We start from the raw sequence: 14,076 nt of genomic DNA, 5'->3' as shown, positions 1-14,076 counted from the left end.
CAGGCGCCTCTTTCATTCGGCGCCGCGCCCACGAGAACCCAAGGAAGGACAAGAGAAATGGCGATCGATTGGAAGGGCCTGAACCCGGCGCCCGTCACCCTGTTCAAGGACAATGGCGATGTGGACTTCGAGGGCAATGCCCGCCTCGCCAAGTGGCTGGCGGCCATCCCCGGCGTGAAGAGCCTCGTGATCCTTGGCCATGCGGGCGAGGGCACGTTCCTGACCCATGACGAGCAGCTCGAGCTGATCCGCGTCTACAAGGACGCCACGCCCCTTCCGGTGGTGGCCGGCATCACCGGCGAGGGCACCAAGGTCGCGGAGATCGAGGCCAAGCAGAAGATCGAAGCCGGCGCCAGCGCCGCGCTGGTCTATCCGAACCACGGCTGGCTGCGCTTCGGCTACCAGAAGGGCGCGCCGCAGGACCGCTACAAGGCCATCGCCCAGTCCGGCCTGGAATGCATCCTGTTCCAGTATCCCGCCGTCACCAAGGCCAATTACGACCTCGACACCCAGCTTGAGATCGCCGCCATCCCCGGCGTCACCGCCACCAAGAATGGCGTGCGCGACATGAAGCGCTGGTACAACGAGATCCCCGCGCTCAAGAACGCCTTCCCGAACCTGGCCATCATGTCCTGCCACGATGAGTGGCTGCTGCCGACCATGTTCGACGTGGACGGCCTGCTGGTGGGCTACGGCAACATGGCGCCCGAGCTGCTGCTGGAATTCCTCGCGGCCGGCAAGGCGCAGAACTATACGCTCGCCCGCAAGTATCACGAGCAGCTCCTGCCGCTCACCCGCGCGGTCTATCACCGCGGCTCGCACATGGAAGGCACGGTTGCGCTCAAGCACGCCCTGCGCGCCCGCGGCCTGATCGATAACGTGAACATCCGCGAGCCCCTGAAGCCGCTCGGCGATGCCGCCGACGCCGAGATCCGCGCCGCCGTGAAGGCCGCCGGCTATCCGCTCGTCGACACCGCGCTCGCCGCCTGACGACCTCTTGCGCCTCCCGCCGGTCTGGATCGGCGGGAGGTGTTTTCACACCAACCTGAAGAGACGATAACGTCTGATACCAAACGGCCGCCCACCCAGAACAAGAAGGGCGCCTTGGAGGAAACCATGCTCAAGAGACGCGACTTCCTGATCTCCTCGGCCGCCCTCATGGGCGCGGGCCTCCTGTCCGCCTCCTTGCCGGCGGCGGCAAACGATTTTCCTAACCGCCCCATCAAGATGGTGGTGCCGTTTGCGCCTGGTGGCGGCGTGGACGTCTTTGCCCGCCTCATCGCCCAGCAATTGCGCGACCTGAAGAACTACACCGTCGTGGTGGACAATCGCAGCGGCGCCAATGGCTCGGTGGGCGGCAATGCGGTGCGGAAGTCCGATCCCGACGGCTACAATATCCTGTTCTCGGCGGGCACGCAGGTGATGGTGGGCTCGGTGATGAAATCGGCGCCCTATGATCCCATTACCGATTTCACCCCCATCGCCCGGGCCGGCGTGGCGCCCATGATCCTGGTCATGTCGCCCAAGCGGCCACAGACCACCATTTCCGAGATCGTCGCCGCCGCACGCAAGTCGCCCACGGAATGGAACTTCGCCGCCTCGGCCATGGGCTCTCCCGGCCATCTGGCGGAGCTGGAGTTCAACCGCCTGGCCGGCCTCGACCTCGATGTGATCCCCTATCGCGGCACGGCTCCGGGCCTGCTGGACGTGTCCGGCGGCAATGTGCAGCTGATGATCGACCCGGTGCTGGCGTTGCTCCCCTCGGCGCAGTCCGGCAATGTGAGGGCCATTGCCCTCACCTCCGATGTGCGCACCGCGCTGGCGCCGAACGTGCCGACCGCCGCGGAGAGCGGCATGCCCGGGCTGAACCAGTTTTCCTGGTACGGCGTGTGGGGCCCCAAGGACATGCCCGCAGATCTGGTGACCACCCTGAACGGGGCGATCAACGCAGCAGTGGCGGCTCTGGCTGCCAGCGGGCAGCTGGCCAAGATCGGCGTCGAGCCCACGACCGAGACGCCGGCCGCGTTCGATACCTTCCAGCGGGCCTATCTCAAGAAGGGCACCGAGCTGTTGCGCGCGGCCAAGTTCGAGCCGACCTGAGCCGCACACGGGCGGACCTTGACGAACCCGCCGCCGAGAGGCGGCGGGCAACGCGCGTTCCGGTCACGCGCGGGGCGGCCGAGGGCTGCCCAGGCCCGCCTCCAAGACCACCGTCCTTCTATTCCAGCAGTCCGGCGCATGTGTTGCCTTCGGGGCGCCATCCGCCGTTTCGAGAAGGGCGCGGGTGGGCTTTCTCCTCGCCGTGAGCGGTCCGCTCACGCAGCCGTGACGCGCATTACAGATCGGTAATCCCATAGCCAGGGAGCTGTAAGGGTCACGTTTCTACATTCCCTCTCAAGGGTGCCCCAGGGGGGGCAAAAACTTGAGAGACGACGTCCCGATGACTGGAACCACGCCTTCTTCCTCTCGCATCCGTCGCCGCCGCAACCTGCTGCTCGCCGGTGTCGTCGGTCTCGCCGTCACCGGGGTGGTGGCCGGCCAGTTCGTTCCGCCCTATGCCAGCCCGGCCATGGCGCAGATCGCCACCAATACGGCCCCGGGCCAGAATTCCTTCGCCGACATCGTCGAGAAGGTGTCGCCCGCCGTGGTCTCGGTGAAGGTCAAGAAGGACGTGAATGCCCAGTCCATGGCTATGGGCGAAGAGGGCATGGGCGGCCTTGGCGGCGACGTGCCGCCCCAGATCGAGCGCTTCCTGAAGCGGTTCGGCTTCGAGGGTGGTCCCAATGGCCCCATGGGTCCGCGCGGTCCCAAGGCTGACCGTGGCGGCCCGTCCGAGCGCCGCGTGGTGGGCCAGGGCTCCGGCTTCATCATCTCCGCCGACGGCTATGTGGTGACCAACAACCACGTGGTGGACGGCGCCAGCGAGGTGGATGTCACCACCACCGACGGCAAGGATTATGTGGCCAAGGTCATCGGCACCGATCCGCGCACCGACGTGGCGCTGCTGAAGATCGAGGGCAAGACCGACCTGCCGTGGGTGAAGCTCTCCGACGCCGCGCCCCGCGTGGGTGACTGGGTGATCGCGGTGGGCAATCCCTTCGGCCTCGGCGGCACGGTGACCGCCGGCATCGTATCGGCCCGCGGCCGCGACATCGGCGCCGGCCCCTATGACGACTTCATCCAGATCGACGCGGCGGTCAATCGCGGCAATTCGGGTGGCCCGACCTTCGGCCTCAATGGCGAGGTCATCGGCATGAACACCGCCATCGTCTCGCCCTCCGGCGGCAATGTGGGCATCGCCTTCGCCATCCCGGCCGAGACCGTGAAGACGGTGGTGAACCAGCTGCGCGAGAACGGCAAGGTGGCCCGCGGCTACATTGGCGTGCAGATCCAGCCGGTGACGGACGACTTGGCTTCTGGGCTCGGCCTCAACGGTACCGAAGGCGCGCTGATCGCCCAGGTGCAGCCCGACGCCCCCGCGGCCAAGGCGGGCCTCAAGAGCGGCGACGTGATCGCCAAGGTGAATGGCGACGTGGTCAAGGACGCCCGCGACCTGTCCAAGAAGATCGGGATGATGAAGCCGGGCACTTCGGTGCAGCTCTCGGTGATCCGCGATGGCAAGACCCTCCAGATGGCCGTGAAGCTCGACCAGCTGCCGGGCGAGCAGCAAGCCAGCCTCTCTGACAAGGACGGCGCTCTCTCCGGCCAGAGCGTGCCGCGCCTGGGTCTCCAGCTTGCCCCCGCCAAGAGCGTGCAGGGTGCTGGCTCCGAGGGTGTGGTGGTGACCGAGGTGGATCCCTCCGGCCCCGCCGCCCAGCGCGGCATCCGCTCCGGCGACGTGATCCTCGACGTGGGCGGCAAGTCCGTCGCCTCGCCGAAGGACGTGCAGGACGGCTTTGCCTCCGCCAAGGCGGAGAACCGCAAGGCGGTGCTGGTGCGGGTGAAGAACGACCAGGGCGTGCGCTTCGTGGCCATCGCCCTCGACAACAAGGCGGGCGGCTGAGGCGGGCCGGAAGCCGGGATCGGCTTCCGCAACCCGTGCGCGCCCGAGAGGGGGCGGCCGGCCCTCGCTCGCGCAAAGACGGAGCGAGGGCCGGGCTGCACCCCTGAAGGGGAGCGTGCCAAGTCGTGCCTTGAGGCGTCGAGCCGAGGTGGCGCTTCCGTCGCCCAAAGCCGCCCCGGTTTGGCCGGCGCGGGGAGCTTTTCGCTCTCCGCGCCTTTCTCGTTTTCACGGCAAACCTTCCGCAGATGGGCTATAGACTGCGATGACGACGAATCTTGACCAGGGTGATCCGTTCGCCATGCGCCTGCTCCTCATCGAGGACGACCGGGATGCGGCCGACTATCTGCGCAAAGCCTTCCGCGAGGCCGGGCATGTGGTGGAGCATGCTGCCGACGGAGAGGAAGGGCTGAGCCTTGCCCTCGACGGCCGCTTTGACGTGCTGGTGGTGGACCGCATGCTGCCGCGCCGGGACGGCCTGTCCGTGGTGTCCGAATTGCGGGCCCGTGGCGAAAAGACACCGGTGCTCATCCTGTCCGCCCTTGGGCAGGTGGACGACCGGGTGGTGGGCCTTCGGGCCGGTGGCGACGACTATCTGCCCAAGCCCTATGCCTTCACCGAGCTTCTGGCGCGCGTGGAAGCCCTCTCCCGCCGCGCGGCACCCCATGCGGCGGATACCGTCTATCGGGTCGGGGATCTGGAACTGGACCGCCTCGCCCACCGGGTGAGCCGCGCCGGCAAGGACATTCCCCTCCAGCCGCGCGAGTTCCGCCTGCTGGAATATCTCATGCGCCATGCCGGGCAGGTGGTGACGCGCACCATGCTGCTGGAAAACGTGTGGGATTATCACTTCGATCCCCAGACCAACGTGATCGATGTGCATGTCTCGCGCCTGCGGTCCAAGATCGACAAGGGCTTCGACGTGCCGCTGCTGCACACGGTGCGCGGCGCCGGCTACATGGTGCGAGAAGGTTTGAGGTGAGCGGGGCGCAAGGGCTCCCCGCCTGCGGCGCGGCGCGCGGGGCGCCATGGCCATGAAGGTGCGGCGCGATCTCTTCCGGCTGGTGCGCACCACGGCCTTCAAGCTGCTGGCCGCCTATCTCGTCATCTTCGCTCTCTTCGCCGTCTTCATGATCGGCTACGTGGCCTGGCACACCCGCCAGCTCATCGAGGCGCAAGTGGCGGAGAATGTGCAAACGGAAGTGCAGGCACTGGCCGAGCAGTATCGCATCGGCGGCATCCAGCGGCTCGTCCTGGTCATCGACCGGCGCACGCGACGGCCCGGTTCCTCCATCTATCTGCTGGCCACCTATAATGGCGAGGTGCTGGCCTCCAACGTCTCGGACCTGCCGCTCGGCCTCCTCGACAAGCCCGGCACGACCTTCACCCCCTATCGCCGCTCCGAGGAGCCGGGGGCGAAGGAGAATCTTGCCTTCGTGCAGGTCTTTATCCTGCCCGGCGGGTTCCGCCTGCTGGTGGGGCGCGACATCGAGGAGCGCGACACGCTGCGCCAGATGGTGGTGCGGCCCGCCCAGGGGGCGCTCGCCATCATCCTGGTGCTGGGCCTTGTGGGCGGCTTCTTCGTCACCCGGCGCGTGCTCAAGCGCATCGATTCCATGACTGCCACCTCCGAGACCATCATGGCGGGCGACCTCAGCGGCCGCCTCGCGGTGGATGGCACCGACGACGAGTTCGACCGCCTCGCCCACAGCCTCAACGCCATGCTGGATCGCATCGAGTCCCTGATGAGCGGCCTGAAGGAGGTCTCGGACAACATCGCCCACGACCTGAAGACCCCGCTCACCCGCCTGCGTAACCGCGCCGAGGAGGCGCTGCGCAATGCATCGAGCGAGGAGGACTGGCGCGCGGCGCTGGAAACCACCATTGAGGAAAGCGACGGCCTGATCCGCACCTTCGATGCCCTGCTCATGATCGCCCGCGCGGAAGCCGGGCAGGCGCGGGGCAACATGGTGGACCTGGACCTCGCCGCCATCGTGGAAAACGTGGCCGAGCTCTACGAGCCGCTGGCGGACGAGCAGGGCCTGGACCTGACAGTCTCCGCCGAACCCGTGGAGGTGCATGGCGTGCGGGAATTGCTCGCCCAGGCGCTGGCGAACCTCGTGGACAATGCCATCAAGTATGGCACTTCGGCCGATGGCAGCCGCGGCCGCATCGAGGTGACGCTGCGGCGAGAGGGCGAGGAAGCCGTCATCGGCGTGCGCGATACCGGGCCGGGCATTCCCGCCCAAGACCGCGACCGGGTGCTGGAGCGGTTCGTGCGGCTGGATGCCAGCCGCAGCCGGCCGGGCTCGGGCCTCGGACTCTCGCTCGTTTCGGCGGTGGCCCGGCTTCATGGCGGTCGCATCGCGCTGGAAGATGGCGCGCCGGGCTTGCGCGTCTGCCTGCATCTTCCTGCGCGACCGGCGAACCCGTGAGCGGATTTGCAGACTGCCTGTCAGGCGTGCAGTTTTTACCGTCTGCAATCCGTTGGAAGCGGCCTTAAGGATCGCGCCGGTAAGGGCTTGCACAGGCCCGTTGCATCGTGCCCTTTAGGAAGGCAATGGATCGCTGCGACGCAACGGATTCGACCCTCTCTCCCGGCCTCGCATCGCTGATGCGGGAAGGACCGGTCGTTGCCGATCCGGCGACCGCCTCCATTCGCCTGGAACAGGTGCTCGAAGGCCTCGATGCCCACCGGCGCGCCGCGATGGAAGAGACCTTCGAGGCCTTCCCGCTCGCCCACCGGGTGCTGCTCGGCATTGCCGAGGCCTCGCCCTTCCTTCTGGAGATCGTCCGGACCGACCCGATGCGCCTCGTCACGGCGCTGGAGACGGCACCCGATGCGCGAATCGCCGCGTTGGTGGCGGAAGGCCGTGCGGCGGTGGCTGCGGCGGCCGATGAGGCGGCAGCCATGCGCGCGCTGCGCCGCATGCGGGCGGAAGCGGCGCTGGTCATCGCGCTGGCCGACATCGGCGGCGTCTTCGACCTGACCGCCGTCACCGGCGCCCTCACCGACGTGGCCGACACGGCCGTCTCGAGCGCCCTGGACTTCCTGCTCCGGGAAGCGGCAGCCGAAGGGCGCCTTCTCAGCCCCGATCCGCTGAACCCGGCGTGGGGCTGCGGCCTCGCCGTAATCGCCATGGGCAAGCATGGCGCCCGCGAATTGAACTATTCCTCCGACGTCGACCTGATCGTGGTCTATGACCGCGACGTGGCGCCGCTCAAAGACGGCGTCGAACCCTCGCCCTTCTTCGTGAAGATCACCAAGGGCCTGGTGCGCATGCTCCAGGAGCGCACGGGCGACGGCTATGTGCTGCGCGTGGACTTGCGCCTGAGGCCCGATCCCGGCTCCACCCAGATTGCCCTCTCCACCGCCGCCGCGCTCGCTTATTACGAGCGGGAGGGCGCCACCTGGGAGCGGGCGGCCTATATCAAGGCGCGGGCGGTGGCCGGCGACCTGGGGGTGGGGCGCGCCTACCTCGCCGAACTCTCCCCCTTCGTGTGGCGGCGCGTGCTGGACTATCAGGCCATCGCCGACGTCCATGCCATGAAGCGCGAGATCCATGCCTTTCGCGGCCACGATGTGGTGGCGGTGGAAGGGCATAATGTGAAGCTCGGGCGCGGCGGCATCCGCGAGGTGGAATTCTTCGTCCAGACCCAGCAATTGATCGCCGGCGGGCGCGACCCGAACCTGCGCTCCCCGCGCACCCTTTCCGCCCTCGATGCCCTTGTCTCCGACCGCTGGATCGATTCGGCGGTGCGGGACGACCTGGCCGACGCCTATGTGTTCCTGCGCCGGGTGGAGCACCGCATCCAGATGGTGGCGGATGCCCAGAGCCATGTCCTGCCGGAGCAGGCGGACGCGCTCGCCCAGTTCGCCCGTTTCATGGGCTATCCCGACCGCGACGCCTTCGCCGCTGCGCTGGTGGATCGGCTCATCCGGGTCCAGCACCATTATTCCCAATTGTTCGAGGATGCGCCGCCGCCCGCCGCGCTCGACGGCCAATTGTCCTTCCCGGCCGACCAGGACGACCGCGCGACCCTGGCCGCCCTCGCCCGCCTTGGCTTCCGCGAGCCGGCCCAGGCGAGTGCGCGGGTGCGGGGCTGGCTGGCGGGCAGCTATCGGGCGCTCAAGAGCGAGGCGGCGCGGGGGCATTTGGCCGCCATCGCCCCGCTCCTGCTGGAGCAATTCTCCCGGGGCGGGGACCCCGACGGCGCGCTGGTGGCCATGGACCGGTTCCTGACCGACCTGTCCGGCAGCCAGCTTCTGCCGGCCCTGCATCGCCATCCCGATCTGGTGCGCCTGCTGGCCAATGTGCTGACCACAGCGCCCCGCCTGGGCGAAACGCTGGCGCGCCAGCCCTCCTTGCTGGACGCGCTGCTGGATCCCGCCTTCTTCAACATCCTGCCTGATGTCGCCACCCTGGAGCGGCGCCTCGATGCGCTGCTCGATACGGCGGAGAATGACGAGGACCAGCTGGACCGCGCACGCCGCTTCCGGCAGGAGCAGCATGTGCTCATCGGTGTGCGCATCGTTTCCGGCACGCTGGCGGCCGAGCGGGCAGGGGAGGCCTATGCGGCGCTCGCCGATGTGATCATCCGCGCCCTGCACAAGCGCGTTTTCGCCCGCTTCGTGGAGACCCATGGCGCCATTCCCGGCGCGGCCACCGCCGTGGTGGCCATGGGCAAGCTCGGCGGCCGGGAGATGACCGCCGGCTCCGACCTCGATCTCATCGTGCTCTATGACTATGAGGGCGATGCGGGCGTGGCCTCGGACGGTCCGCGCCCGCTGGTGGGACCCCATTATTTCGCCCGCTTCACCCAGCGCCTGGTCTCCGCCCTCACCGCCTTGACCAATGCGGGCAAGCTTTATGACGTGGACCTGCGCCTGCGCCCGTCCGGCCGGGCCGGCCCGGTGGCGACGCGCCTTGCCTCCTTTGAGAGCTATCAGCGCACCGAGGCCTGGGCCTGGGAGCATATGGCGCTCACCCGCGCCCGGGTCATCGCGGCGACGGACGGCTTTGCCGAGCGGGTGGAGGCGGTCATTCTCCAGGTGCTCAGCCGGCCCCGCGACCGCCGCCTGATCGCCGGCGACATCCTGGACATGCGCCGGGCCATTGCCGCCGAGAAAGGCGAAAGCGAGCGCTGGAACCTCAAGCACGCGGCGGGCGGGCAAGTGGATGTGGAGTTCCTCGCCCAATATCTGGTGCTGGTCAACGCGGCCACCCATCCCGAGATCGTCGATACGGCTACGGCCCGCGTGCTGGCGGTGGCCGGCTGGCTGGGCCTCTTGCCGGCGGCGGATGTGGAGACCCTCTCGAAGGCCTGCGGCCTCTACCAGGACTTGACCCAGGTGCTGCGCCTGTCGCTCGACACCCACGCTTTGACCGGAGAGGTGAGCCCGGCCCTGCGCGCGCTTCTCGCCCGTGCCGGCCAGATGCCGGACTTCTCGACGCTCGATGCCGATCTTGGCGAGACGCAGGCCAAGGTGCGGGAGATCTTCACCCGCGTGCTCGAAGACGCGGCAGACTAGAGTTTCCCGGGGCGGCGACGTCTGGCCCGAACATGCTCGGGCCGGCCCTCACATCACCGCGCTGAGACGGGGCGCCTCATTGGCATTGGCCGCGCGCCCGTCCAGGGGCAGGCGGATGACGACGGAGGTGCCCACCCCTTCGGTCGAGCGGATGCGCATGGCGCCACCATGGAGCTCGGTCAGGGACTTGGCGATGGCCAGACCCAGCCCAGAGCCCTTGTGGGTCTTGGTGAACTGGCTTTCCACTTGCTCGAACGGCCGGCCGATCTTGGTAAGGGCATCCTGGGGGATGCCGATGCCGGTGTCCTCGATGGCGATCACCGCCGCCCCGCCATTGATGCGGGCGCGCACCGCCACCTTGCCGCCTTCCGGCGTGAATTTCACCGCGTTGGACAACAGGTTGAGCAAGATCTGCTTCAGCGCCCGCTTGTCGCCGCGCAAAGCCAGTCCTTCGCTGGTGTCGGCGGTCATGACGAGGCGCTTTTCCTCGCCCTTCAGCGCCATCACACGCATGGCATCCGCCACGATCTCGTCCAGGCGCACATCCTCCAGCTCCAGCTGCATGCGGCCGGCCTCGATCTTCGACATGTCGAGGATGTCGTTGATGACGTCGAGGAGGTAGGTGCCGGAGGTGCGGATGTCCGTGCAGTATTCGGAATATTTGTCCGACCCCAGCGGACCGAACATGCCGCTCTCCATGATCTCGGAGAAGCCGATAATGGCGTTCAGCGGGGTGCGCAGCTCGTGGCTCATATTGGCCAGGAACTCGCTCTTGGCGCGGTTGGCGTCCTCGGCGCGGTTCTTCTCTTCCGAATACTTCTCGGCCAGCTCCGCCAGTTGCTGCGCCTGGTGCTCCAGGGTCTGCTGGGACTTGCGCAGATCCGCCACCAGCGCCATCAGGCGCTTCTCATTGTCCATGAGGCGTTCCTCATGGCGCTTGAGCGGGGTGATGTCGGTGCCCACCGAGACGTAGCCGCCATCCTTGGTGCGGCGCTCGGCGATCTTGAGCCAGCGGCCGTTGGACAATTGAGCCTCGAAGGCGCGCGAGCCTTCCTCGGGCTTGTCTTCCGGCTTCAACGGAGTGCGGGTGATGGGGTGACGGCCGACCGTGGCGATGGTGTCGAACGGCGTGCCGGCGACGATGGCCTCGTCGGGCAGTTCATGCAGCGTCTGGAACTTGGAATTGCAGAGCACCAGGCGGTTCTGGCTGTCCCAGAGCACGAAGGCTTCGGAGATGCTCTCGATGGCGTCGCGCAGGCGCATGTCGGCGGTGACCGTGCGCTCGGCCATGTGCTGCGCCTCGGTCACGTCCATGGCGATGCCGATCAGGTGCGGGCCGTCTTCGCCCGCCTGCTGCACCACCTCGGCGCGCATGCGCAGCCACACATAGTCGCCGCGTGCGGTGCGCATGCGGAACACCCGGTCCACCGAGGCGCCGGGGCGGTCGGCCAGTTCCTGGGCCAGTTCGTAGAGGTCGCCGTCGTCGGGATGGACGAGATTGGCGATTTCGCCAAAGGACAGGAGTTCGTCCCGGCGCTCAAGGCCAAGGATCTCGAACATGGTGTCGGACCAGTACATGCGCCCACGGGCCATGTCCCAGTCCCACATGCCGCAGCGGCCGCGATTGAGGGCGGTGTCGATGCGCATGCGCACGGTGTCGTAGATATGGTCCGCCTCCCGCGCCCGGCTTGCCTGCCAGTGGAAGGAGAAGCCGAGAATCAGCAGCACCGCCCCCGTGGTGGTGAACAGCGTGATGGTGAGCGTGGTGCTCTCGGACCAGACGGACAGCGCCCGCTTGACGGGCTGCACATAGACGATCTGGCCCAGCGGCGGGTTGAGGTTGCGCACCGTGGCGAGCGCGTCCTCGCCATTGACGGGCACCTCCAGCACGCCAGCGCGCTCCGCGAACACGGTGAGGGGCTGGGAGGGATCAAGGATGTCCGCGAGCGATTTCGCGGCGGGCAGGCCCGAGGGGGCCGCCGCGATGACGCGGCCGGCGGGATCGGTCACATAGACGCGGCGGCCTTCCTGCGTGGCGCGAGGGGGCAGGCTGTCCTGGAGCGCGGCCTGGGCGCGGGCGGGATTGCCGCCGAGGCGCTGGCCGAGGCCCTCGGCGGTGGCGAGGGCCATAAGGGCGATGTCATCCTTGGCGGCGTCGATGGCGGCCTGGCGCTGGGCGTGCACCTGCACCACCGCGCCGACGCCGATGACGCCGAGGAAGGTCACGATCAAGGCGGGGACCACGCGGCGCAGGAAGGGCTCGGCCTCCAGCAGCCGCTGATAGGCGGGGCGTGCTACGGATCGAGCAAGTCCCCCAATGGCTTGCCCGCGCACGCCAGCGCTCGCAGCGTTGGCGCGTGCCATCGCCGGCCTCCTCTCCGGATTGTCCGGCCTCAGGGCTGCCACACCCCTTGACCTATCGTCCTCTTTCGACTTGGAGGGACGTGCCGCATCTCTCCGAATCAAGGTCGATTGGAATCGAATCGGGGGTGCGTTGTCTAGAGTCAGGGGGAGTCAAGAGGCGAAAAATTGCGGGGACCGACCTGTTTTTCGAGCCCGCACGCTGTAGGCAGAAATCTCCTCCTCTCAAGGATTCTCGCCATGCCCCACTCCGCTGCCGACATCTGGTTCAAAACCGGCGAAGCCACCGTGCTTGCCGCCGAGGGCCAGTTCACCGATGCCATGCCGGAAGTGCTCATCGGATCGGTGCGCGGACCCGCCGGCACCGCCTTCGCCTCCATGATGGGGCAGGTGCAGGGGCACACCCGCATGTTCGTGGTGCGCGACCTCAACCAGCTGGTGCGGCCTGCCACCATGATGACCACCAAGGCCACAATTCACACGGCCGAGTATGTGGAATTGCTGGGCGGGGTGGTGCAGGGCGCCACCGGGGATGCCATCATCGACTGCATCATCGAAGGCATCCTGCCCCGCGAAGGGCTGGACGAGATCTGCATGATCATCATGATCTGGCTCGATCCCCGCTGCCCGGAGGATCCCAACCTCGACAAGGCAGACCTCTACCGGACCAATTACGAGGCCACCAAGCTCGCCATCGCCCGCGCGCTGAAGGGCGAGCCCACGGTGGAGGAACTGATCGCCAACCGCAAGAGCGTGAAGCACTACGCCTTGGACGGCGTGGTGGAGTATTGAGCGGAGGCTCCGTCCGCCCGAAGCCAGCGCTGATAGGCTTCCACCATGAAGTCGACAAACACCCGCACCTTCAGGTCGAGGGTGGCGCGGGCGGGGAACAGGGCGACGGTGTCCAGGGGCTCCTGGCGCTGCCAGTCCGGCAGCACATCTTCCAGCTCGCCGGCATCCAACCGCCGGCGGGCGAGGCAGCGGGACATCATCAGAATGCCCGCTCCGCCAATGGTCTGCCGCAATGCCATGATGGCGTCATTGGTCACCATGCGCGGCGTGATCTTGAGCGACACCGGGCCGGACGGCCCGTCCAGGTCCCAGGTCAGCGGCCCCGGATGGCTTCGGATGGCGATGAGATCGTGGCCCACGAGGTCGGAGGGATGCGTTGGCCGGCCCCGCCGGTCCAGATAGGATGGGCTCGCCATCAACGACAGGTTCTGCTGGCCCAGGCGGCGCACCTGATAGCTGGAATCGCGCACGGGCCCCGTGCGCACGCCCACGTCGAAGCCGTGTTCGATCAGATCGAGGGGATGATTGTCCAGCGTCAGGTGCAGTTGCACCTTGGGATAGCGGGCGCGGAAGGTCGCGAGCTCCGGCTCAAGGATGAGAATGGCCGGGGCATAGGTGATGAGCACCTTCAGCGGACCTTCCGGCTCCTGGGTCAGGGCGCGGATGGCGGCATCCGCATGGTCGAGGGCGGCCATGGCGTCCACGCACTTGCGGTAATAGGCCTGCCCCGCCTCGCTCGGCCACACCTTGCGCGTGGTGCGATGGAGCAATTGGACGCCGAGCCGATCCTCCAGGGCCTTGATCTTGCGGCTGACGGAGGTGGCGGGCATGCCCAATTGTTCCGCCGCCCCGTTGAAGCTGCCGCGTTCCACCACGCGCAGGAAGACTTCCACATCGTCGAGACGGGACATCATTGGGCCTCCGGGGCCGGGGCGCGCGCTGCGCCGGCCAATGCCATGCATATGGGGCGGCGGTCCCGATCGGACCGCCGCCCCTCATTCACAAGTTCGCGCTTTCAGGGCTCAACCGGCGCGGGGGCCGTTCAGTTGGTGCCGAGGCCGCGGTCGCCGATCTTGAAGGTGATCTGGTCGGCGGCCGTGGGCTGGGGCGCCGGCATCTGGGCGAGCGGATTGGCCTGGTGGGCGGGGGTGGCATAGGCCAGCGGAGCGGCCTCATAGGCGGGACCCGTCTGCGCCGCCACCGTGTAGTTCTCCTTGTTCTGCTCGGTCGTATATTCGTCGGCCTGGGCGATGGAGGCGAAGCCGATGGCAGCGGCAAGGGCGAGGGGGGCGATGGTGAGGTAACGCATGGGACTTATCCTTTGTCAGGGTGGGAGCCGGCGAGGCCGGCGCCTTCGATGACGTGAAGATAGGTCCCAAGCGGCGCTGCG

At 67.7% G+C, this 14,076-nt stretch carries 10 protein-coding genes; 7 read left to right on the top strand and 3 right to left on the bottom strand.

Annotation, left to right across the window (positions count from 1 at the left end; translation table 11 throughout):
* Positions 1 to 57 precede the first annotated feature (57 nt).
* The 6 genes from PV781_RS08175 (at position 58) to PV781_RS08150 (ending at position 9,533) form a co-directional block, all read left to right on the top strand.
* Positions 58 to 990 (top strand): dihydrodipicolinate synthase family protein, encoded by a 933-nt coding sequence (locus PV781_RS08175; protein WP_274775135.1) that lies wholly within the window; start codon positions 58 to 60, stop codon positions 988 to 990.
* A gap of 126 nt (positions 991 to 1,116) precedes the next feature.
* Positions 1,117 to 2,100: a Bug family tripartite tricarboxylate transporter substrate binding protein gene (locus PV781_RS08170; protein ID WP_274775134.1), complete on the top strand. Its 984-nt coding sequence runs from the start codon at positions 1,117 to 1,119 to the stop codon at positions 2,098 to 2,100.
* Positions 2,101 to 2,440: 340 nt separating this feature from the next.
* Complete coding sequence (locus PV781_RS08165; protein ID WP_274775133.1) at positions 2,441 to 4,003, top strand: Do family serine endopeptidase; 1,563 nt, start codon at positions 2,441 to 2,443, stop codon at positions 4,001 to 4,003.
* 262 nt (positions 4,004 to 4,265) lie between these two features.
* On the top strand, positions 4,266 to 4,982 hold the full coding sequence (locus PV781_RS08160; protein ID WP_274775132.1) for a response regulator transcription factor: 717 nt from the start codon (positions 4,266 to 4,268) through the stop codon (positions 4,980 to 4,982).
* A 46-nt stretch (positions 4,983 to 5,028) separates the two neighbouring features.
* Positions 5,029 to 6,435, top strand: coding sequence for a sensor histidine kinase (locus PV781_RS08155; RefSeq protein ID WP_274775131.1), 1,407 nt, complete (start codon positions 5,029 to 5,031; stop codon positions 6,433 to 6,435).
* A 125-nt stretch (positions 6,436 to 6,560) separates the two neighbouring features.
* The gene (locus PV781_RS08150; RefSeq protein WP_274775130.1) at positions 6,561 to 9,533 is read left to right on the top strand and encodes a bifunctional [glutamine synthetase] adenylyltransferase/[glutamine synthetase]-adenylyl-L-tyrosine phosphorylase; all 2,973 of its coding nucleotides are present in this window, start codon (positions 6,561 to 6,563) and stop codon (positions 9,531 to 9,533) included.
* A 48-nt stretch (positions 9,534 to 9,581) separates the two neighbouring features.
* Here the strand turns inward: PV781_RS08150 and PV781_RS08145 are convergent, their stop codons facing one another.
* Entirely contained in the window at positions 9,582 to 11,897 is a 2,316-nt protein-coding gene (locus tag PV781_RS08145; protein WP_274775129.1) for an ATP-binding protein, read from the bottom strand.
* Positions 11,898 to 12,134: 237 nt separating this feature from the next.
* Here PV781_RS08145 and PV781_RS08140 point away from each other — a divergent pair, with 237 nt between their 5' ends.
* Positions 12,135 to 12,686 (top strand): formaldehyde-activating enzyme, encoded by a 552-nt coding sequence (locus PV781_RS08140; RefSeq protein ID WP_274775128.1) that lies wholly within the window; start codon positions 12,135 to 12,137, stop codon positions 12,684 to 12,686.
* Here the strand turns inward: PV781_RS08140 and PV781_RS08135 are convergent.
* Positions 12,656 to 13,600: a LysR family transcriptional regulator gene (locus tag PV781_RS08135; protein ID WP_274775127.1), complete on the bottom strand. Its 945-nt coding sequence runs from the start codon at positions 13,598 to 13,600 to the stop codon at positions 12,656 to 12,658. The genes PV781_RS08140 and PV781_RS08135 overlap by 31 nt on opposite strands.
* A 128-nt stretch (positions 13,601 to 13,728) precedes the next feature.
* A complete protein-coding gene (locus tag PV781_RS08130; RefSeq protein WP_274775126.1) occupies positions 13,729 to 13,995 on the bottom strand; it encodes a hypothetical protein in 267 nt (88 codons plus the stop codon).
* Between the last annotated feature and the right edge of the window lie 81 nt (positions 13,996 to 14,076).

This window comes from Aquabacter sediminis (genome assembly GCF_028863665.1).
In the GTDB taxonomy this organism is placed as follows: Bacteria; Pseudomonadota; Alphaproteobacteria; order Rhizobiales; family Xanthobacteraceae; genus L1I39.
The sequence above is the reverse complement of the archived record's forward strand: the minus strand, read 5'-3'. Positions and strand labels throughout refer to the sequence as shown.

Coding starts and splice junctions, on each gene's coding strand:
- PV781_RS08140 (WP_274775128.1), top strand. CDS start 12,135: ATGCCCCACTCCGCTGCCGACATCTGGTTCAAAACCGGCGAAGCCACC.
- PV781_RS08130 (WP_274775126.1), bottom strand. CDS start 13,995: ATGCGTTACCTCACCATCGCCCCCCTCGCCCTTGCCGCTGCCATCGGC.
- PV781_RS08135 (WP_274775127.1), bottom strand. CDS start 13,600: ATGATGTCCCGTCTCGACGATGTGGAAGTCTTCCTGCGCGTGGTGGAA.
- PV781_RS08165 (WP_274775133.1), top strand. CDS start 2,441: ATGACTGGAACCACGCCTTCTTCCTCTCGCATCCGTCGCCGCCGCAAC.
- PV781_RS08160 (WP_274775132.1), top strand. CDS start 4,266: ATGACGACGAATCTTGACCAGGGTGATCCGTTCGCCATGCGCCTGCTC.
- PV781_RS08150 (WP_274775130.1), top strand. CDS start 6,561: ATGGATCGCTGCGACGCAACGGATTCGACCCTCTCTCCCGGCCTCGCA.
- PV781_RS08175 (WP_274775135.1), top strand. CDS start 58: ATGGCGATCGATTGGAAGGGCCTGAACCCGGCGCCCGTCACCCTGTTC.
- PV781_RS08155 (WP_274775131.1), top strand. CDS start 5,029: ATGGCCATGAAGGTGCGGCGCGATCTCTTCCGGCTGGTGCGCACCACG.
- PV781_RS08170 (WP_274775134.1), top strand. CDS start 1,117: ATGCTCAAGAGACGCGACTTCCTGATCTCCTCGGCCGCCCTCATGGGC.
- PV781_RS08145 (WP_274775129.1), bottom strand. CDS start 11,897: ATGGCACGCGCCAACGCTGCGAGCGCTGGCGTGCGCGGGCAAGCCATT.